Origin of the sequence: Desulfosporosinus acididurans (genome assembly GCF_001029285.1) — a bacterium.
In the GTDB taxonomy this organism is placed as follows: domain Bacteria; phylum Bacillota; class Desulfitobacteriia; order Desulfitobacteriales; family Desulfitobacteriaceae; genus Desulfosporosinus; species Desulfosporosinus acididurans.
The window spans coordinates 1-20,239 of the sequence record NZ_LDZY01000008.1; the positions used below are offsets into that span (position 1 = coordinate 1).

A 20,239-nucleotide genomic window follows, 5' to 3' on the forward strand; every position below is an offset into this window, starting at 1 on the left:
GGTTTGGCACCTCGATGTCGGCTCATCGCATCCTGGGGCTGTAGTAGGTCCCAAGGGTTTGGCTGTTCGCCCATTAAAGCGGTACGTGAGCTGGGTTCAGAACGTCGTGAGACAGTTCGGTCCCTATCCGTCGCAGGCGCAGGAAATTTGAGAGGATCTGTCCCTAGTACGAGAGGACCGGGATGGACGAATCACTGGTGTACCAGTTGTCTCGCCAGAGGCACAGCTGGGTGGCTATATTCGGATCGGATAAGCGCTGAAAGCATCTAAGCGCGAAACCGGCCTCAAGATGAGATTTCCCACGAGTGAAAGCTCGGTAAGACCCCTGAAGGAAGATCAGGTTGATAGGCCGGATGTGGAAGCACCGTGAGGTGTGGAGCTGACCGGTACTAATCGGTCGAGGGCTTGACCTAAAAAGATACAAAGCAAAGGGAACGTGGCTCAAATGGTTCCGAGAAGACGAAGCTAGAAAAAGACTCTATGTAGTTTTGAGAGAACAGAGTTCGAAAAGGACAACTGAATCTCAGAGATCTGGTGATCATGCCGGAGGGGTTCCACCCGTTTCCATACCGAACACGGAAGTTAAGACCTCCAGGGCCGATAATACTTGGGGCGCAGGCTCCTGGGAAAGTAGGTCATCGCCAGGTAAAACAAGCAACAGACTGCCATAATGGTAGTCTGTTTGTGTTTCATGAAAGAAGTGAAAGATATTGGGTCCCACACTGCAGGAGAAGGCGTCACTGGATGCAGTGTGGCGAAAAGCTCGTACTTCGCCACGAAGTGAATCTCTAGGGTTGGTGGCTCGGCGAAACCCTCCACCGGAGGCTTTCGTGCTTTTTGTATACACTGAGAGAAAACCAAAAAACTCTATAATATGAAAGGCGATGATTAGACAGATTATGATGGGCAAAACGCATATCGCCATTGGTTTGGCAGCTGCAACATTCACAGCGCCTATGCTAAGATGGCCAGGGCTTGATAACGGTTTACTAACTTTTGCCGTATCTGCTGGAGCAGTGGTGTTAGGAAGTCTCGCGCCGGACCTCGATCAACCAGGAAGTACTGCGACCAAAGAAATTGCAGGCCCCTTTGGAAAGAGTCGAATTGCGGCAATGCTGGGAGGTGCGGCCGCAATCTATATCAGCGATAAAATCAATCTTAAGTTCAACGGCTATGATTTTCGTCTAGCCATCATGGTAATCGGGATTATTCTATTGATCATGGCTTTTATAAAACATCGTGGCATAACCCATTCACTGATTGGAATAATTGCCGCTTGGTATGCATTTAACACATTGCAAGGGCTAACCATTTACAAGCACTATATAGGCATACCCATAGTTGAGCCTTTTATGGTTGGATACATAGTCCATATTGCAGCAGATTTCTTTTCCGGCGGAATAGCACCTTTGTATCCCTTCGTTAAAAAAAGAATCAAGTTCCCAGTCTCCATTAAAACCGGTGGAATTTTAGACAAGTTGCTGATCCGATATCTGGCGCTTTTCCTGGCGATTGTCAGGATGTTGAATATGTCCAATAAGCTTATGGCTTTCGTTGTTAGAAAGGGGTGATCTGTGGGTCCTTCGTTAACTTCAGGTGGTAGAGTCATCCTTCGCCGCTAAGTATTCCTATTGGGAAAGGCGGCTCGGCAATAATGTCCACTGGACATTATTGTATCTGAAGCCCCGATGTTTAGTTTTAGCTGAAACGAGTTCACTTTAAAAAGCCTTTGTTTCCGAGAAAAAATATGAGATGATATAGACCGAAGGTGGGTGATTTAATGGAAGACATTGAGGGCATTGGGGAACCGGATAAAACTGTCTCCGATCGTTTGGCTATCGACAGTTATTTTGTTACTGTAAATGAGTCTGGAAGGTTAAAAAAGATATGGACGTGGATTGCTATAACTTCCTTTTTGATAGGTACGAGTATGTCAATTATAAGCTTTCTTCAGAAGATAAGATAACTATTAAATAATAGTTTTTGCGATGAGCATAAATATAAAACAGCAGCCTTAAAGAACTGTTCCCAAGGGGAGCGTGTCTTAGAGGCTGCTGTTTTATTGTTCTTAGTAGACAATTTTATTTAAAAAACGAAATAAAAGTAATGTTTTGCCCTACAAAATGAGCCAAATATTTCCAGTTGTTTGGTATATAGTAATACATAGGATGGATATCGCATAAAGATTAAATTGTGTTGATATTTAACAGAGATTTAAATCTTTTATCCTTTAAAAAATACAAATGTTAAGGAAGTCATAAATCATGGTTATAATTGAAAACCCCAAAGGCAGTCGAATTGGTCGAATTATTAAGTATTGCTTATTTGCTCTGTTAACTTTGACCATCATAGTATCAAGTGTTCTTGGAGTCCTATATGTGGTATATAAACCTGCTATAGATTTAGCCAAGGAACAGGCAATTATTAAAGTAAGAAATATAGACCAGCTAACCTTTAAGAGAGCTGGCAGCACCTTAATATTGGATAAGGACAATAAGCCAATTGCCAAGTTAGGCTTAAGCGGTTATAACTATGTAGACCTAACCGATGTATCTAATTATGTACCTCAAGGGTATATCGCGGTTGAAGATAAGAATTTCTTTACGGAAGGAGCTTTAGATTATAAAGAAACGATAAAGGCCGGTATATTGTACTTGCTGAACAGAGGTAAAGCAACAGTAGGTGGTTCGACGATCACTCAGCAAGTTGCCAAAAATGTGTTGCTTACACAAGAAAGAACGGTTTCGCGCAAGTTAACTGAAATATTCATAGCGTTCGACTTGACAAAACGATATACGAAAGAGCAAATCATGGAGTTCTATATTAACAATTGTTACTATGGTGAAGGGTGCTATGGAATAGAAAGTGCTGCTCGGTACTTTTTCTCAAAACCCGCTTCTAAGCTAACTTTGGCAGAAGCAGCAACTCTTTGTGGAATGTCTAATAATCCTTCGCTGTTTAACCCTGTTACTAATCCGAAAAAGGCGACACAACGAAGAAATATAGTCCTCAATGTCATGCTGGAACAAGGAAAAATATCACAAGCTGAGTATGATGAAGCAAAGGATAGTAAGTTAACTCTCACAATTCACAAACCCGTAGCAACACCTGAAAATTATATGACAAGCTACGCTATTGATTGTACAGTGAGGGCGTTGATGGAACAAGATGGCTTCCAATTTAATTATTCATTTAAGACAGACGATGAAAGAAATAATTATGAGTCTGAATATAAAGAAATTTACTCCCGGTATGATAAACGAGTCCGCAGCGGTGGGTACACAATTCACACCTCGCTTGATCCTGCCAAACAATCCCTATTGCAATCATCTCTGGATAATGGCCTGCAGGATTTTACGGATATCAATCCTGCAAATAATAAATTCAGTATGCAAGGGGCAGCGGTTTCAATTGATAATAAAACGGGTTATGTAGCAGCAATTGTAGGAGGGAGAGGCGATCAGGATGTGTATAATCGGGCCTTTCTGAGTTATCGGCAACCGGGTTCATCAATTAAACCGTTACTGGATTATGCTCCTGCCTTCGAATTAGGTTATCATCCTCTGTCTCGGATAACTGATCAATATATTCCTAATGGTCCGTGCAACGAAGAAAACCGATACTATGGGCCTGTAAGTATTCGATTGGCAACGGAAATGTCTCTTAATACCGTTGCTTACCAGGTATTGGCAAAAATAAAACCTCAAACGGGGTTGGCCTATTTAGAGGCGATGAGGTATGCGGGGCTTCTATACTTTAGCGAACGGCGGAAGGTATGTTCAGCCTAGTTGTGTCACAAAGATTGACAATCTGGGGCAAACGATTTATAAAAACAGCCGAGAAGTGAAAACGATTTATTCACCGGAATCTGCCTATATGATGACAGATATTCTTAAAGGAGTTATCAGTTCGAACTATGGCACTGGGCACAATTTAAAAATTGATGGCCAAATAGTTGCCGGGAAAACTGGTACTACGGAAAACAGTAAAGATGGATGGTTCTGCGGTTATTCATCATACTATACAACCGTTGTATGGTGCGGGTATGATATCCCCAAGGAAGTTGACAATTTGTTCGGCTCTACCTATCCTGGACACATTTGGTTGAACTATATGACCAAGATACATGAAGGTCTCCCCAAAGCAGATTTTCTCCAACCACAGGGAATTGTTTTTAAAACTATTGATTGGCGGGGTAATCCTACCGACTTTGACACAGGAACTCAAGATATGTTTTCTAAAACTTGTTTAGAGAAGGGTTTAGGGGGGCAGATCGGCGTGAACGCGTCGCAGTCTGCAAAAGACGGTTCAAATATAACCAATCGAGTAATAACTCCCAAAGAGAATCAAATTCCCCAACCAATGGACCAGGAGACAAAAGCTGAACAAGATGCCGACGCTGCTCTAGCAGTCCTGGAATCATTAACACCTCAAAGCTCAGCAGAGAATAGGGATGCTGTTTTTTTAGATGCTCAAAATAAGATAGGAAAAATAAAGGATAAGGATAGACGTTCTTCCTATCTAGATAGAATAAGTGGTGTGCAGAGAGTATTGGGTATTGAGGGTTCATATTAACCAAAGAGTTGATAATTTACCGCTTAATGTCTTAAAAAGTTTTTTGGTATGACGCTGGATAAGCGTCTTTCTCATTCTCCAAGAGAATATTAACATGATTAGAGTCAGTAATTTGTGCATTTTGCATAAATTTTCGTGCCATAAGGCACTATTTAAAGGTTTTATATCCGAGTATTATATACTTATTTAAGAAGTAAGCAGACCATGCCAATTGTAATTGCTTTTCGGAACTATAATCAACCTAATCCTTTTGCTCAAATTCGGATGTTAAGGAGATTCGTTGCTTATGAGGAGAAGATAGTAAAGACTATGGAAAATTGGAAATTTTCGAGCTTAAGTAAAATTAATGAGGTGATTAGTATGGCAATCGGTTTTAAAATTGACTTTCTGTCCTATCAGGCCAAACATCGCGATTTGTTCCATTCATTTTGCTCTACCATTAGCTACTATCTTGAACCTAGAGGTTGGGGAACAGAATTTCCATATTTACTAATCCACTTCTATAATGGAAAGCTTGATTGGGTTGACGTACCGAAGCTGATAGGTGAGCTTAAAGATATACGTGAAAGATTGAAGTACATAGAAACAACAGATATTATTTTAGATATTGAAGATTTAAGTGAAAGAGGATCGCTGAGGAAAAGAGAATGCAGTAATTACTCCAATTTAGCGAATTGTTTTCTTGTAAATGATGGCCGGAATTTATTTGATGTTTTGTTAAAGACTCTGGAAAATTCATTAATTGAAACTGATAAAGAGATTGCTTAAGAAACCCCTCCTTTGTTATCCAAACTTAAGACCCCCACTTCTTCAAGTGGGGGTGGTTCTCATTTGTTCAATGAAAACAGGAGAATTTTGTTAACGTTTAACCCATAAATCTCTACTTTAGATAAAAAATTGTTTTCGGCTAACATTTTCCGAGAAATGTTTTCAGCTAGTTGTTTGCCTTCTGTATCAGGGTAGATATATGTCAGAATTGTAACAGTTTCTCCGTCGACTTGGATATCTTTAATTAAGGGATACCAAGAAGCTGAGGAATATGTATGTTTAATAGTTTCTTTGGCAGTGGCAGAAGATATCCTACTAGATGACCCTCTTGTGAGAATGGTGTGCGTAGAAAGTAGGCCTAAAAGCAAAATGCCTATTATAAATAGTATTAAAACTACCTTCTGGATACCTATGGGCTTAGAATACCAGGTTTCTATACTCTTCATAAGATCTTACCCCAATTTCTGCCATTTAAAACAAAAAGCTGCTTTATCCTTAGAATAATTGCTTTTTTGTTAGACGACGGTCCGGAAGCTTGGCGACCATCAGCATTACCTGGAAGGTCCATAGCTTTGCGCCCTTAATTTTCACTAAGTTTGCTTTTGTCACAATATAAGGGGCTGAATAGATTTCGAATAATCTCGAAATAAAGCATTTGAAAGAAAATAATGGCGATACTTTTACAATAAGTATAGACAATATACGGGTTAAGTCCTAATGGTAATTGTGATCAATTATAGACGGTATAGGTCATTTAGCCAAATCAATGGGCCTATAGTCCCATTTGCAGATTCTAGCTCAATTTTGTTCGAAATTTGGATGTAATTTTGAGTAATGCTCACCGAAATGGGAAAAGCATAAACGGTGGGGTGGTATTGGAAAGGGGCGTAGACCAAAATGGTTTCTACGCCCTTTCAAATGGTGAAGCACGGGCAAAGACAATGATGAATTGTGAATAGTAATTTCTAATACATTACATATAATATTTATATTTTTGAGCTTCTCAGAATTTGTTAAGCTAAAAAGGATTGATTTGGAATCGCCTAAAACCAAAGTGTAAAATATGAGAAGGCTGAAAGGACAATTGATGCAATAAGCATGGCCAAAACCGGCCGCAAGGCCCGGCTGCGTAAATTGGATAAATGAACATTGAGGCCCAGGCCTACCATGGCGGCAGCTAATAAAAACGGACCAATGTCGTTTGAAATTACGGATAAAATATGTTTAGGGATAGGAAAATAGGTACCGATAATACTTGTAATGAGAAATCCAAGTAAAAACCAGGGAAATGGCGCTTTTTTGGCAGTCTCCTGACCATTTTTACGTGTCCAAAGGGAAAGAATAAGACTTAGAGGAATGAGTAAGAAAACTCGACCCAGCTTGGCTAATAAGCCAATCGTTAAGGCTGTTGGTCCTGCCGTTGCCGCAGCCGCAGCAACATGACCAATCTCGTGTAAACTAATTCCGCTCCAAATGCCAAATTGAACTGCTGTAATTGGGAGTATGGGGCGAATCAAAGTGTAGCCAATCGCGAACAGAGTGCCTACTAAGGCGATAATACCTGCTCCGAGGGCTGTATCCTCATCATCGGCGTTAACAATCGGAGAAACGGCAGCAATAGCAGCAGCACCACATACACCTGTACCGATGCCTAAAAGAAGGGAGAGCATCTTTTCTCCTTTAAAAAGTTTGGCAAAAAGCAATGTCACACTGATTGCAACAATGATGCTTAAGGTGTCATGAATTAGCAGCAGGCCTCCTTGGTTTAAAACAATATCAATGTTGAGCTTAAAACCATAAAGAATAATTGCAAAACGAAGGATCTTATGGGCAGAAAATTGTATTCCGGTGCGGATATCTTCCGGATAACCGAAAACGTTGCGATACAAAACTGCAATCAAGATTGAGGTGAGCATAGCTCCTATCTTGTCAAATAATGGTAAATCAGAGGCGATTGTGCCGATCCCTGCAATAACAAAGGTAAACAAAATACCCCCGTACAATTTGAAAAAATTAGATTTTTGTAAAGTGACCGCTGGAATTTCGATGTTATGAGACATTTTTTCAACCCTTCCATGACATACAAAATTTCCTGAAAGCTTTTTAACCCATTGTTCCGGAACAGGTTCATTGTTAAAGACCTTGATTTCAGGTTTCTGAACTTAAATATAAAGGCTGTATTTAAGACTTACAATCTAGATGTCTAATGTTAAGCATATGGTTATTTAATAGTTAAGGAGGTTAAGAGTCTTGATTACGGAATCTCTAAAAGTATTTGTGACAGTTATCGAGCAAAATAGTTTTTCTCGCGCTGCTGAAGAGCTGTTTTTATCCCAGCCAAGCGTCAGTCTCCACATCCGCAACTTGGAAAATGAGTTCGGTGCCAAACTTCTGCATCGCTCTTCAAGGCGTTTAAGTCTTACTCCGGCCGGAGAAGCCTTATTCCGGCATGCCCGAGAGATTCTCAGTCATTATGATCAGGCAAAAAGTGAAATTAATGATCTTCGCCATGTCGTCACAGGAGCTTTGAAAATTGGCGCAAGTTTTACAATCGGTGAATATGTCTTGCCCCGTTTTTTAGCTGAAGTTTCGGAAAATTACCCAAACGTTGAGGTATCAGTAACAATTGCTAATACAGAGGAAATTGCTCAGTTGCTCCACCAAAACCAACTGGACATTGGGATTGTTGAAGGTCAAGTGAGCCTTCCCGGCATTGAAGAGGAACCATTTATGCATGATGATATGCTTTTGATTGTTCCTAACGGGCATCCTTTAAGCAAGCTTAGCAAAGTTACCCCTGAAGATCTTCAAGATCAGGTTTGGATTTTAAGAGAGTCTGGTTCAGGAACGCGTTCTTTCAGCGATGATCTTTTAAAGTCCTTAGGAGTTAAAATAAATCGTTCTTTTGTCTTCAGCAGCAATGAGGGAGTTAAAGAAGCGGTGATTAATGGTCTTGGGATCACGATTGTATCTCGTCTTGTTGTTCACAAAGAAATAGCGGCTAAGGTAATTAAGACAGTACCGATTAAGACAAAAGAAAAGCTCCAGTTTTCTCGCAAATTAAGCATTTTGCATAGCCAAGAACCGGCAAGTTCTAAAGCAGTTGGGGAATTTCTGGAGAAATTAAGATTATTTGAATTGTAGTTATACCTTATATTATTTGTTTCTTTATATAAATGGCGCTAAAATATTTAGGTATAATAACTTAAACATCTGAAAGGAACAACTAACAACTTATGACGATGTGGAAACGTAACTTAATTATCTGTTGGTTCGGCTCCTTCGCCACGATGGCTGGCATGAACCTTGTAATTCCTTTTCTTCCCGTTTACATCCAACAATTGGGTGTACATAATATTGCCAGCGTTGAACAGTGGTCCGGTGTTGCTTTTGGGGCAACAGCTCTATCCGCCGCTATTGTCTCACCGCTTTGGGGAAAACTGGCCGATATACATGGCCGCAAGATGATGTTGTTAAGAGCAAGTCTGGGGATGGCTGTAATTATGGTTTTAATCGGATTTGTTCATAATGTTTATGAACTTGTGGGCCTTCGCCTTTTAATGGGTGCCATATCTGGTTATGTACCGGCAGCGATAACCCTTGTTTCTTCTCAAACTCCCAAAGAACGTGCTGGTTGGGCCTTGGGTACTCTTACTTCCGGCTCGGTCGGAGGCTCCTTGATCGGTCCTCTTGTCGGTGGTACTTTATCTGAACTCATCGGTTTGCGTCATGTTTTTTATGTCACCGGGGGATTTTTGTTTTTGGCCTTTCTAATCGCTCTGCTGTTTATTCAAGAAGACTTTGTACCGAACAATTCGGCTCGGTTGTCCGGTCAAGAATTTTGGAGGACTATTGACAAGCCTAAAGTACTGATAGCAATGTTTATAACCTCGTTTATGCTTCAATTAGCCAGTATGTCAATTGAACCTATTGTTACCATTTACGTCAAGCTTCTAATGAATAACGCTAATCATATAGCAATTATTTCTGGAGCAGTCGTTTCTGCTGTGGGATTGGCTAATGTGCTGATTGCTCCCCTCCTGGGCAAGTTATCGGACAGGGTAGGGCCATATTCAGTGTTATTTGTCTGCCTCCTTGGGGCAGCTGTAATTATAATTCCTCAAGCATACGTCCGAAATGCCTGGCAGCTTATTATTTTACGTTTCATGATGGGAGTGGCAACCGCTGGTTTTTTGCCATCAATTAATTCACTTCTGAAAAGTAACATTCCGGAGACAATTTCAGGCAGAATATTTGGGTATAATAATGCAGCTCAAAATTTAGGTAACGTAGTTGGCCCTGTATTAGGGGGGCAGATGGCAGCCTTCTGGGGTTTCCATTATGTGTTCTTTTCCACAAGTATATTACTTCTCATCAATGCTTTTTGGGTTTACAGAACGAGTAAAGGGCAATATGAAGCATCTCCGAATTGCTCGGGCTAACAGTATTTCGTTCACAGGAACCTTAGAAAGGAAGGCTTCAAATGTCAGAGAACGTAAAGCTTAATGCCGACAGATTTTTGGGATTTGCTGATATTTATAGCAACTCTCGTCCCAAAAGTCCTGAAAAAGTAAAAGAAATTTTATTAAACTATTTAGGACGCAATCCATTGTTGGTTATTGATTTGGGATGCGGTACAGGTCTCTCTACAGCAATCTGGAGCGATGTAAGTCGCCGGGTCATAGGAATAGAGCCTAGCATGGATATGCAAAGGATAGCTAAAGAGAAACTTGCTGATCTTGGCAATGTTAAATTCATTTCTGCTTTTTCCAACGATACAGGATTGGATAATAATTGTGCAGATATCATTACTTGTTCTCAGTCATTTCACTGGATGAACCCTCAACAAACATTGAAGGAAGTATCGAGGCTGCTGACGAAAGGCGGCGTTTTTGCAGTTTATGATTATGATTGGCCGCCGGTCTGTAACTGGGAAGCTGAGTTGGCATACAGCCTACTCCTTGAAAAGGTCACGGAAATTGAGTCTAACCATCCAAACATTAAAGATAGTTTTGTGAGGTGGAACAAAGACAAACATCTTACAAACATAAAAAATAGTCAAGAATTTCGTTATGTAAGAGAGATCGTATTTTCAAATTACGAAAACTGTAATGCTCATAGATTAATTGAGCTTGCCTTAAGCCAAGGAGGGTTACAAGCTATTCTGAAGAGAGATAAAGATGAGATTAACTCATACTTAATACGGTTTCAGGAGAAAATATTAGAGATCTACGGTAATACTGAGTTTAACATTGACTTCTGTTACCGCTTGCGCATAGGCATCAAATAACAAGACTCATTATTTTAAATCTAAGACCGGTTTGGGAGCTTGAATGATATCCAAAACAATTAAATTCTAATTCGAGGAAGTTATTTAAACTCAAACTATGCTTATCAGTAATTCGTTGAGATGAACACATAACAGAAAATATAAAAGGCACGGTGTATTAATCTGATTTATTAATACGCCGTGCCTTTTATACAAAAACTTTTTCTAGCACAAGATACAAATTGTGACAAATTATACAGTATATCTATGTTATACTACACATAAAGAATTTTTTAATGCAATTATTACGTTTTTAATAATTAAATAGATAATTGGGAAGTTTTGAAGCATGTATTGTATAATTTGGGCGCTTTATACATGTGGAACGAGTAGCGCAACCGGCCTGGTTTTTAAGTAAACCAGGTTTTTTATTTGGGGAGGAATGATTTTGAAAAAAGTCAAGAAACAGGTTAATAGATATATTATTTTGAACTATCTCCACCAAAGCACGGTATGGGAACCACCCCCATTTGAAGAAGTTGGAGTCTTACGATTGGATAAAAATCGAGTCCTTTGATATTGAGGGAGTAATGATGAAAGAAAGAAAATATGTGTTTATAGGATTAAGCATTGGATTCATTCTATTTTTGTTTGATCGATGGCTGGATTCCCATAATCACTCTTTGAGAATTTCTTGGTTATGGATAATATTAGGCTGGATTAGCGGCAGCCTTTTTATACGGATACATAATGAGCGCAGGAAAAAAGAAGAGACTATAAAAGAGGATCATCAACGTATGCTTGATTTGTTAAACAGTCTCCCAGGAATAGTAATTGTTGTGGGAGAAAATTATGAAGTACACTTTGTCAATCGCAATTATCTTTTGGAATTTGGTGATAAAAGAGGCAAGTTTTGCTACGCCATGCTTAAAAGGAATAGCCCATGTGAGAATTGCAGAATAAACGAAGCGTTCTGTACTGGGCGGCCCATAAAGGATGAAGAGATTTTTTATAATAATAAAATTTATGAAGTTAAAATTCAACCGTTTGTTGATGTGAACGGAACACGGCTTGTTATTAAAACTCTTTATGATATAACGGAGCGAAAAAAGGCTGAGCAGGAATTGACACGCTTGCATTTAGAAATGGTCAATCTGGAACGTTTTAATTTAGTTGGTCAAATGGCAGCAGGGATAACCCATGAAATCAGAAATCCAATTACTACGGTACGGGGTTTTCTCCAGCTGCTCGGCTCCAAGCCAGAGTTTCAATTACAAGGAGATACCTTTATGCTCATGATTAATGAACTGGACCGTGCGAACAAAATTATTTCGGATTTCCTATCCCTTTCACGTAATTCTCCCAAAGAACAAGATTACCTAAATATCAATGAGATTTTAAGACGCTTGTATCCTTTACTTGAAGCAGATTCTCTTACTCAGGATAAACAAATAAAGTTCCTAGTCGGGGATACACCTAAGATCTTGCTTAATCCGGATGAAATGTCGCAGCTAGTGCTTAATTTGTGTCGTAACGGGTTAGAGGCTATGCAAGCGGGGGGAACTTTGTGTATTTCTACCTATGTCGAGAATAGTCAGGTGGTATTATGTATAGTGGATGAAGGGGGCGGCATTCCAATAGAATACTTAGACAATATTGGAACACCGTTTTTTACTACTAAACAGAATGGAACGGGATTAGGATTGAGTATTTGTTACGATATTGCCAGTCGTCATAGTGCGACAATCAACTTCAAGAGTAATCCTGGAGGAACAGCGTTTTATGTTCGTTTTCCAATATATAGTGCAAAAATGACTAGTTAAAATAAGGAAAAATTTGCGTAAAGTATAGACTTATACATAACAAAAGTCCAAACATTGTATTGGTTTGAGCTGTATAGCGAACTGCGGGCATCATTTGGGAGGGCCGATTTTTGTCGATAAAACCTTTCGTTGCTTGTACGGCTTTGGGAATGCTTAAGAAGACAATCAGAAGCCAAGGGTTGACCAACCCTCTAATAACTAATCCCATGACCCAAAGATAAGCAGCGGCGAACATAGCTCCGAGTACGAAAACGGCATGCTCATGCCCAAGTAAAATAGCCATTGTTTTTCGTCCTGAATCCTTATCCCCATCAAGATCGCGAATATTGTTGGCCATATTAATTGCACCGACTAAAATACCGGTCGGTATGGAAACGAGGATACTTTTCTCGTTGACATATCCTGTTTGGATGAAGAACGATATAAGAATAAAGAAACTTCCCATTAGTAGGCCGGCAAAAATTTCGCCTAGGGGAGTATAGGCTATAGGTAACGGCCCTCCGGTATATAAATAGCCAATCAGCATTCCCACAAGTCCGATTAAGGCTAACCACCAACTGCTGTGAACACAAATGTAAATGCCAAATAATATTGAAACGCCGTAGCATCCCAAGGCGAGCCGCAGAACAGTTTGGGGGCGGAATCCTTCCCGGACAATTGCTCCGCCGATGCCGATAGAATCTATCGTATCCAGGCCGCGTTTAAAATCATAATATTCATTAAACAAGTTTGTGGCTATTTGGATGAGCAGGCAGCTTATGAGCATGGCCCCAAAAAGGAGTTTATGCCAAGGGGTATAACCTAGGGATAAGGACGTGCCGATAAATACGGGAATAAAGGATGCAGTTAAAGTGTGAGGACGAGTAATTTTCCATAAAACTTTTAGTTTTCCCGGCTTTTCGGGGGTTGAATATGGCATAGTATTAGGCAGAGTATTCATATCTTTTCCTTTCATGTGAAACTTCTGAGATCGTTTCTAAATAATCTTAGTTTAGCGGATGGCGTGGTGATTCCACGAGTTCACTCAATATGATTATAGCACTGGAAAACTAGTTATGAGATATTTAACGGGCAGCATGCTTTGAATTTTTGTTTCTGCGTTCTTATTGACATATGTTCAAAATGAAGTATAATTGACAAAAAAGGCATATGTCAATAACAGGAAGGAGGTAATACGAATACCGGTTAAAAATGCCTCACCTGATAGGCGTGAGTCCATCATTTGGTATGGCCGGCAACTCTATGTATTTGCTGCATACAGACCAGGTTCATGGCTTCCACTACTTCTTGCCTTAGGCCATCCGTAGATACTTTGGCTCTTCTACATATACTTCTTGGAACTCCCCATATTTGTAGTTGCTCAAGATGTTCTTTGCTCCGTGAATATCACGCGTTCTCGATATTCACAAGTACAAATGTAATTACTAGCGGAGGTTTAATAATCTAGGGGCGGCGATTTATCTCACCGCAATAAGATCAATTAGCATTACATTGATTTGGAAGCGAGTCTTGTATTTGGCAAATAAGGGGGAATTCTTAAGTGAAAATTGCAGTTGCCAGTGATAATGGTATGGTTGCTGAGCATTTTGGCCATTGTCATAGTTTCAGTATTTTTTCTGTGGAAAATAATCAAATTGTTAACATCGAATCATTAATAAGCCCTGGACATAAGCCCAGCTTTTTACCCAACTTTTTAAATGACTTAGGGGTAGAAGTTATTGTTTCGGGCGGTATGGGCGGCGGCGCAATAGAAATATTTAATGAAAAGGGAATTCGAGTAATAACAGGCGCCATGGGACATGCCAAAGTCGTTGCTGAACAGTATCTGCAAGGTACTCTCAAAACTAACGGTGCTGTTTGTAATGAACATCTGCTTCATAACGAATGTGGTCATTAAGATTTGAAAAAAAGCGCCAATTCTAATATAGTACTAATTAGTAAATGTTTTTTTCTACTCAAGAGAAAAATTAAGGAGGTTATAGTATGATCGTTGAAGTAAATCAAGAGGACTGTATGGGTTGTGAATCCTGTCCTGCCTTTTGCCCAGAGGTATTTAGGATGACGAATGACGGATTAGCAGAAGTTTATGCAACTCCAGTCCCTAGCGAATGTGAGGAAGCTGCTAGAGAAGCCGTTCAGGGTTGTCCTGCCCACTGTATTTCCATTGAAGAGTAGTATATATGAGTATCTAAGTATATAGGGAAAAAGGAAAGCTGTAGAGAGGGTGTGAATCATCCATCAATACAGCTTTCCTTTTTATTTAGTTTTCAAGACTCCGACTTCTATAAGTGGGAGTGGTTCCTATACCTTGTTTCAGGGGGGTATAGATTTTTGTCCAGAAACAAGTAAAAATTTGGTGAGATCCATAGCGATATTTGTTGTGAAATGTCATATTGAATAGTTTTATAGTATTGACAAGGGAAATAATGAAGAATATTATGTAAATCATAAAAGAGGTAAGAGAGTGATCACTTACCATGATAAATTAACTCTTAGGAGTTAATTCTACTTCGATTATGCACATTCATGAGCGGGATTGCGGGCCGATAATAAGTTCTCTTATGTAAAATACAAGTGATACAGGGAGGTGAATTTAGTGACCAATGAGCGGATTAATGAACCTATGTTAGAATTGTTTATATTTGAGACAACACAATTAGTTGAACAACTTGAACAAATATTAATAACCACAGAGAAAAACGCAAGCTTTACAACTGAACAAATCAATGAGATCTTCCGGATAATGCATACGATTAAAGGCTCGTCTGCCATGATGCTTTTTAATAACATCGCAGCCTTGGCACATGCTCTGGAAGATCTGTTTTTTTTCCTTAGAGAAGAAAAACCTCAAGGGGTAAATTTCTCGGAAATTATTGATCTGGTTTTCAATGGTTTAGACTTTATTAATGTAGAACTTTTGAAGCTTACGAATGGGGATGAGGTGGATGGTGAGGCCTCGCGTCTTATCGAACAACTGCATGGATACTTACTTTCATTAAAAGGCGATCAGCTGGTTCAAGAAAATCTCCAGTCAGAATCGGATTCCTTTATACCTCAACAATTCTATATAAGTAAAAGTAAACAATCTGGAATTGAAGGTCAGTTTGAAAATGCTTTTCAAGCCACGATTTATTTCGAAGAAAACTGTGGCATGGAGAATCTTAGAGCTTTTGGTGTTGTTAATGAGTTAGAGGGACAACTCGAAGAGTTCTATCATTTACCGCAAAACATTGAAGATGATGAATCAATTCCGGAAATTCTAACAGAGGGCTTCAGGCTTTTTATTAAAACAAATCATTCTGATGAGGAAGTCCGAGATTTACTCCAGCAAACTATGTTCCTAAAAGAACTAACTCTCAAAGGAATTGATGATCTGGAAACAGCTTTTTGCCCCTTCAGAAATGAGCTTACACCGACTGAACTTCGGGGGGGGAATTCTTTGAACTCCCTGATGACATTAGACCAAGCGGAGAGAGACCCTACTAAAGGAAAACCAGCAGCAAGTGCTCAAAATCATCAATCCATCATTAATGTAAGTGTAGCAAAATTGGATAAACTCATGGACCTTGTTGGCGAGATGGTTATTGCCGAGGCCATGGTAACCCAAAATCCGGATCTTAAGGGACTTGATTTACAAAACTTCCAAAAGGCCGCGCGACAATTGAACAAAATTACAACTGAGCTTCAGGATATTGTGATGTCTGTTCGCATGGTTCCCCTAGCCGGCACTTTTCAAAAGATGAATCGTACTGTTCGGGATATGTGCAAGAAATTGAATAAGGAAGTCTCTCTTAAATTGATTGGGGAAGAAACCGAGGTTGATAAAAATATTATTGAGCATATTGCTGATCCATTAATGCACCTGATAAGGAATTCCATCGACCATGGTATTGAAGAACCACATATTCGTGAGGCAAAAGGAAAATCGCGGTCGGGAACTATAGTATTGGAAGCTAAAAATGCCGGCAGTGACGTTCTCGTGTCAATACGGGATGATGGACAAGGATTTAATAAAGAAAAGATTCTCGCCAAAGCTTTTAAACATAACTTGTTGCCCCCAAATTTCGAGGAGTTATCAAATAAAGAGATTTATCAATTGATCTTTCTGCCTGGTTTCTCAACCAATGAATCTGTAACAGAATTTTCCGGGCGTGGTGTCGGTATGGATGTTGTTTCCAGCAATATTTCCGCAGTGGGAGGATCGGTTACCGCAGACAGTATCCCTGAAGAGGGCGCGACGATAACTTTGAAAATTCCCCTTACTTTAGCGATTATTGATGGGATGACCGTCAAAGTAGGTAATGCCCGTTATACCATACCCACTATTTCTGTTAAAGAATCTTTCAAGCCTAAGTTATCAGATATCATAGTTGACCCCGACCAGCGAGAGATGCTTATGGTACGCGGCCATTGTTACCCCGTACTCAGGCTCCATCAGTTTTATCGTGTAAAGACGGAGATAATAGAGCTAATAAAAGGCATGATCGTTATGGTGGAGCAGGAAGGAAAGACCTTGTGCCTTTTTGTAGATGAACTTGTAGGTCAACAGCAAGTTGTTGTTAAAGCTTTACCAACCTATATCAAGACCTTGAAGGAGATTCCGGGGCTTGCGGGATGTACATTGTTAGGCGATGGCAGTATCAGTTTAATTTTAGATATTCCGGGACTTATTTCCTATTAAATAAAGGGGGGAAATTACATAAATCAAAGAAACAGAAAGGAGCGTCTATGGTGGCCGAAATAGATCAAGAGTTTCTTGAGGAAGAAGACACCCAAAAGGGGAAATTTCTAACCTTTTTGTTGGGAAACGAATTTTACGGCATTGAAATCAAATTTGTCACTGAAATCATCGGTTTTCAACCGATCACGGAAGTCCCAGACCTTCCGGATTATATCAAAGGTATTATAAATTTAAGGGGTAAGATTATTCCAGTCATGGATGTTCGCTTGCGTTTTAGGAAACCTTTTCGTGAGTATAATGATCGGACCTGTGTTATTGTGGTGGATGTTCTGGAAGTTTCTGTTGGTCTTATTGTCGATAGTGTTTCCGAAGTGATATCAATCTCCAAAGGAGAAATAGTTGATCCTCCTAATCTTGGCAAAGGCGGGAGCGGATACATTAAAGGTATTGGTAAAGTGGGCAGTGAGGTCAAGCTCCTCTTGGATTGTGATAAACTGCTCAATGAGAAAGATCTTGAGAGTTTAGAAAATATGTGACCTTGAGGAGGGACTGTCCCATGAAGTGGTTCTTGAATATGAAGATAAGTGTCAAGCTTCTAGTTTCTTTTATTATAGTTGCCCTGCTATCCGGCGTTGTTGGTCTTGTCGGCATTATCAATTTGAAAAAATCGGATACTCAATATTCCAGTCTCTATACGAATTATGGTGTATCTTTGAGCTATTTATCCAATATTGCAGAGGGTTTTCAACGTATGAGAGTCAATTTGCGAGATCTTATGGTCGATACAAATCAAGGCAATAAGCAAAACTATATTAATAGTATTAAAACTTTAGAAAAAAACGTTCAGGATAATATGAACATTTATGAAAAAAACATTAGTACCTCAGAGGACCGGGCTCTTTTCAGTCAACTTCAGGAGGCCTGGAATAAGTTATTACCGGTTGTTGATAAAGAAATAGCCTTAGCTTCATCTCAACAAGAGCAACAAGCTTATATTATTTCAACCAGTGAGGGGACTCAAGTTACCCAATTGGTTGATGATGCCATAAACAAAGTGATTAATCAAAATATTACAACCGGAAATCGATTATCTAACCAATATGGACAAAACGCTGAAAGCACAATCAATCTTATGATCGGTATTATTGTTTTCTGTATGTTCATGGCTGTAGTTCTTGGAATTGTTCTTTCCCGTATTATTAGTAAGCCTATAAGAAGACTTGCTGAAGGAGCTGAGAAGATTGCTCTTGGGGAGATAGACCTGAAATTTGAAGCGAAGACTAGGGATGAACTTGGGATACTTGAAAAGTCTTTTGGGAAAATGATCGATAGTATCCGCACCCAGGCCGAGACGGCCGATAAAATCGCGGCGGGTGATCTTAATGTACAGGTTCCAGTTCGTTCTGATAAGGATGTGCTCTCGAAAAGTTTAGAGCAAGTTGTGCATACTCTGCGAAACTTTCTTGATGAGATGGGTCATATGTCCAAAGAACATGATCTTGGCGACATTGATATCTTTGTCCCCGCGGAAAACTTTCAAGGTGCCTATAGAACTATGGCACAGGGCGTTAACGATATGGTTAAGGGACATCTTAGCGTCAAGAAGAAAGCAATGGCCTGTATTTCAGAGTTTGCTAAAGGCAACTTTAACGCAGAACTTGAAAAGTTCCCCGGAAAGAAAGCATTCATTAACGAAAACATCGAAGCCCTTCGCCATAATCTAAAGGAAGTTAGTTCGGAAATTGGCATATTAATTGGGGCTTCTAAGGAAGGACGTTTAGCTGAACGGGCAAATGCTAAGCTATTCAAGGGGGATTGGGCTGATCTGGTCCAAGGCCTGAATGGCCTAATCGATGCTATTCTTGAACCGATCCAAGAAGCTGCTGGCGTACTTGATGAAATGGCCAAAGGAAATTTGCGGGTCAACGTTAAAGGAAATTATCAGGGGGATCATGCAAAAATCAAACAGGCCCTGAATGAAACTATAAGTACCTTGGACTCTTATGTTAGTGAGATATCAGATGCTCTTACACAGATGGCTAATGGTAATCTCGATGTGGAAATCAGTAAGGACTACAGGGGAGACTTTTCTGAAATCAAAAAGTCCTTAAATAACATTATTCAATCCCTCAACGACGTTTTTAGTGATATTAATAATGCTTCAACTCAAGTTGCAGCAGGTTCCAGCCAGGTTTCCGACTCTGCTCAATCTCTTTCTCAGGGTTCAACAGAGCAAGCCAGTGCCATTGAAGAATTGACTGCTTCTCTCGAGGAAATTGCCTCGCAGACGAAACTTAATGCTTCAAATGCCGATAAGGCTAACGGACTAGCCTTCGCTGCCAAAGACGATGCAATTGAAGGCAATAATCAGATGAAGGAAATGCTTAAAGCAATGGATGTTATCAATGAAGCTTCCGGCAATATTTCCAAGATTATTAAAGTAATTGATGAAATTGCCTTCCAGACCAATACCTTAGCCCTTAATGCCGCAGTTGAAGCTGCGCGGGCCGGACAGCATGGCAAAGGTTTCGCGGTAGTAGCAGAGGAAGTTCGCAATCTTGCCACTCGCAGCGCAAATGCCGCTAAAGAAACGACACTTCTAATTGAAGGTTCAATTAAGAAGGTTGAAGGCGGAACGAAGATTGCTAATGACACTGCTGCAGCCTTAAGTAAGATTGTAGACGGTGTTGCTGAAGCTGCTGAGCTTGTCGGGGAAATTGCAAATGCATCTAACGAGCAAGCCTTAGGAATTAATCAGATTAACCAGGGAATTCAACAAGTTTCAGCTGTAGTTCAAACGAACTCTGCTACTTCTGAGGAAAGCGCGGCTGCCAGCGAGGAATTGTCGAGTCAAGCAGAGCTTTTGAGAGAACAAGTAAGCCGCTTTAAGCTCAAAAAGACTCGATATGCTTCTATGATCAAAAGTTTTGATGAGCTCAATCCCGAAGTTATTAAGATGCTCGAGAGCATGAAGCAAAGAAAAAGAGGAACTGAGAATTCAATGGATCAAGGCTATGGTGAAGCTGCCGCTGCGAGACATAATCCTAAAATTACTTTAAGCGATAGTGAGTTTGGCAAGTATTAATCAACTAACTTAAATGAGAGAGCCTTCGGGCTCTTCTC

17 protein-coding genes, 2 rRNA genes and 2 riboswitches are annotated in these 20,239 nt (G+C 39.9%); of the genes, 16 read left to right on the forward strand and 3 right to left on the reverse strand.

Annotated elements, in window-relative coordinates:
* The 7 genes from DEAC_RS12140 to DEAC_RS12165 form a co-directional block, all read left to right on the forward strand.
* Positions 1-413: ribosomal RNA gene (locus DEAC_RS12140) — 23S ribosomal RNA — on the forward strand; the annotation flags it as partial.
* A gap of 117 nt (positions 414-530) precedes the next feature.
* Positions 531-647: ribosomal RNA gene (gene rrf / locus DEAC_RS12145) — 5S ribosomal RNA — on the forward strand.
* A gap of 237 nt (positions 648-884) precedes the next feature.
* A complete protein-coding gene (locus DEAC_RS22275) occupies positions 885-1,571 on the forward strand; it encodes a metal-dependent hydrolase (RefSeq protein ID WP_053006418.1) in 687 nt (228 codons plus the stop codon).
* Positions 1,572-1,780: 209 nt separating this feature from the next.
* Entirely contained in the window at positions 1,781-1,966 is a 186-nt protein-coding gene (locus DEAC_RS12155; protein WP_047810342.1) for a hypothetical protein, read from the forward strand.
* Between the two features lie 298 nt (positions 1,967-2,264).
* Positions 2,265-3,788 (forward strand): transglycosylase domain-containing protein, encoded by a 1,524-nt coding sequence (locus DEAC_RS12160; protein WP_053006419.1) that lies wholly within the window; start codon positions 2,265-2,267, stop codon positions 3,786-3,788.
* On the forward strand, positions 3,739-4,575 hold the full coding sequence (locus DEAC_RS24575) for a penicillin-binding transpeptidase domain-containing protein (RefSeq protein WP_053006420.1): 837 nt from the start codon (positions 3,739-3,741) through the stop codon (positions 4,573-4,575). The genes DEAC_RS12160 and DEAC_RS24575 overlap by 50 nt, the downstream gene beginning before the upstream one ends.
* 360 nt (positions 4,576-4,935) lie before the next feature.
* Positions 4,936-5,343: an Imm70 family immunity protein gene (locus DEAC_RS12165; protein WP_047810518.1), complete on the forward strand. Its 408-nt coding sequence runs from the start codon at positions 4,936-4,938 to the stop codon at positions 5,341-5,343.
* A gap of 59 nt (positions 5,344-5,402) precedes the next feature.
* Here the strand turns inward: DEAC_RS12165 and DEAC_RS12170 are convergent, their stop codons facing one another.
* Together DEAC_RS12170 and DEAC_RS12175 are read right to left on the reverse strand one after the other, a co-directional pair.
* Entirely contained in the window at positions 5,403-5,789 is a 387-nt protein-coding gene (locus DEAC_RS12170; RefSeq protein ID WP_047810343.1) for a hypothetical protein, read from the reverse strand.
* A gap of 80 nt (positions 5,790-5,869) precedes the next feature.
* Positions 5,870-5,954, reverse strand: a riboswitch (cyclic di-GMP riboswitch).
* 432 nt (positions 5,955-6,386) lie between these two features.
* Positions 6,387-7,403, reverse strand: a complete 1,017-nt coding sequence (locus DEAC_RS12175; protein WP_053006421.1) for a YeiH family protein — start codon at positions 7,401-7,403, stop codon at positions 6,387-6,389.
* Between the two features lie 190 nt (positions 7,404-7,593).
* Between DEAC_RS12175 and DEAC_RS12180 the strand changes: the two genes are divergently transcribed.
* From DEAC_RS12180 to DEAC_RS12195, 4 genes are all read left to right on the forward strand, one after another.
* Positions 7,594-8,487, forward strand: coding sequence for a LysR family transcriptional regulator (locus DEAC_RS12180; RefSeq protein ID WP_047810344.1), 894 nt, complete (start codon positions 7,594-7,596; stop codon positions 8,485-8,487).
* 98 nt (positions 8,488-8,585) lie between these two features.
* Entirely contained in the window at positions 8,586-9,785 is a 1,200-nt protein-coding gene (locus tag DEAC_RS12185; RefSeq protein WP_345788168.1) for a multidrug efflux MFS transporter, read from the forward strand.
* A gap of 41 nt (positions 9,786-9,826) precedes the next feature.
* On the forward strand, positions 9,827-10,633 hold the full coding sequence (locus tag DEAC_RS12190; RefSeq protein ID WP_047810346.1) for a class I SAM-dependent methyltransferase: 807 nt from the start codon (positions 9,827-9,829) through the stop codon (positions 10,631-10,633).
* 305 nt (positions 10,634-10,938) lie between these two features.
* Positions 10,939-11,025, forward strand: a riboswitch (cyclic di-GMP riboswitch).
* A 180-nt stretch (positions 11,026-11,205) separates the two neighbouring features.
* Entirely contained in the window at positions 11,206-12,435 is a 1,230-nt protein-coding gene (locus DEAC_RS12195) for a PAS domain-containing sensor histidine kinase (RefSeq protein WP_200903131.1), read from the forward strand.
* Here DEAC_RS12195 and DEAC_RS12200 read toward each other — a convergent pair.
* Complete coding sequence (locus DEAC_RS12200) at positions 12,428-13,354, reverse strand: 1,4-dihydroxy-2-naphthoate polyprenyltransferase (RefSeq protein WP_047810521.1); 927 nt, start codon at positions 13,352-13,354, stop codon at positions 12,428-12,430. The genes DEAC_RS12195 and DEAC_RS12200 overlap by 8 nt on opposite strands.
* A 651-nt stretch (positions 13,355-14,005) precedes the next feature.
* On the opposite strand from DEAC_RS12200, the gene DEAC_RS12205 reads away from it, so the two are divergent.
* From DEAC_RS12205 to DEAC_RS22760, 5 genes are all read left to right on the forward strand, one after another.
* Positions 14,006-14,332, forward strand: a complete 327-nt coding sequence (locus tag DEAC_RS12205) for a NifB/NifX family molybdenum-iron cluster-binding protein (RefSeq protein ID WP_047810522.1) — start codon at positions 14,006-14,008, stop codon at positions 14,330-14,332.
* An 86-nt stretch (positions 14,333-14,418) separates the two neighbouring features.
* Positions 14,419-14,610 (forward strand): ferredoxin, encoded by a 192-nt coding sequence (locus tag DEAC_RS12210; RefSeq protein WP_047810347.1) that lies wholly within the window; start codon positions 14,419-14,421, stop codon positions 14,608-14,610.
* A 421-nt stretch (positions 14,611-15,031) separates the two neighbouring features.
* Positions 15,032-17,116 carry a chemotaxis protein CheA gene (locus DEAC_RS12215; RefSeq protein ID WP_047810348.1) on the forward strand — a complete coding sequence of 695 codons (2,085 nt, stop codon included), beginning with the start codon at positions 15,032-15,034 and terminating at the stop codon, positions 17,114-17,116.
* A gap of 47 nt (positions 17,117-17,163) precedes the next feature.
* The gene (locus DEAC_RS12220) at positions 17,164-17,652 is read left to right on the forward strand and encodes a chemotaxis protein CheW (RefSeq protein WP_047810349.1); all 489 of its coding nucleotides are present in this window, start codon (positions 17,164-17,166) and stop codon (positions 17,650-17,652) included.
* Between the two features lie 20 nt (positions 17,653-17,672).
* Positions 17,673-20,201, forward strand: a complete 2,529-nt coding sequence (locus tag DEAC_RS22760) for a methyl-accepting chemotaxis protein (RefSeq protein WP_083996136.1) — start codon at positions 17,673-17,675, stop codon at positions 20,199-20,201.
* The last annotated feature ends 38 nt before the right edge of the window (positions 20,202-20,239 follow it).

Coding starts and splice junctions, on each gene's coding strand:
- DEAC_RS12210 (WP_047810347.1), top strand. CDS start 14,419: ATGATCGTTGAAGTAAATCAAGAGGACTGTATGGGTTGTGAATCCTGT.
- DEAC_RS12175 (WP_053006421.1), bottom strand. CDS start 7,403: ATGTCTCATAACATCGAAATTCCAGCGGTCACTTTACAAAAATCTAAT.
- DEAC_RS12165 (WP_047810518.1), top strand. CDS start 4,936: ATGGCAATCGGTTTTAAAATTGACTTTCTGTCCTATCAGGCCAAACAT.
- DEAC_RS22760 (WP_083996136.1), top strand. CDS start 17,673: ATGAAGTGGTTCTTGAATATGAAGATAAGTGTCAAGCTTCTAGTTTCT.
- DEAC_RS24575 (WP_053006420.1), top strand. CDS start 3,739: ATGCGGGGCTTCTATACTTTAGCGAACGGCGGAAGGTATGTTCAGCCT.
- DEAC_RS12205 (WP_047810522.1), top strand. CDS start 14,006: ATGGTTGCTGAGCATTTTGGCCATTGTCATAGTTTCAGTATTTTTTCT.
- DEAC_RS12155 (WP_047810342.1), top strand. CDS start 1,781: ATGGAAGACATTGAGGGCATTGGGGAACCGGATAAAACTGTCTCCGAT.
- DEAC_RS12195 (WP_200903131.1), top strand. CDS start 11,206: ATGAAAGAAAGAAAATATGTGTTTATAGGATTAAGCATTGGATTCATT.
- DEAC_RS12190 (WP_047810346.1), top strand. CDS start 9,827: ATGTCAGAGAACGTAAAGCTTAATGCCGACAGATTTTTGGGATTTGCT.
- DEAC_RS12220 (WP_047810349.1), top strand. CDS start 17,164: ATGGTGGCCGAAATAGATCAAGAGTTTCTTGAGGAAGAAGACACCCAA.
- DEAC_RS12160 (WP_053006419.1), top strand. CDS start 2,265: ATGGTTATAATTGAAAACCCCAAAGGCAGTCGAATTGGTCGAATTATT.
- DEAC_RS12200 (WP_047810521.1), bottom strand. CDS start 13,354: ATGCCATATTCAACCCCCGAAAAGCCGGGAAAACTAAAAGTTTTATGG.
- DEAC_RS12185 (WP_345788168.1), top strand. CDS start 8,586: ATGTGGAAACGTAACTTAATTATCTGTTGGTTCGGCTCCTTCGCCACG.
- DEAC_RS12170 (WP_047810343.1), bottom strand. CDS start 5,789: ATGAAGAGTATAGAAACCTGGTATTCTAAGCCCATAGGTATCCAGAAG.
- DEAC_RS22275 (WP_053006418.1), top strand. CDS start 885: ATGATTAGACAGATTATGATGGGCAAAACGCATATCGCCATTGGTTTG.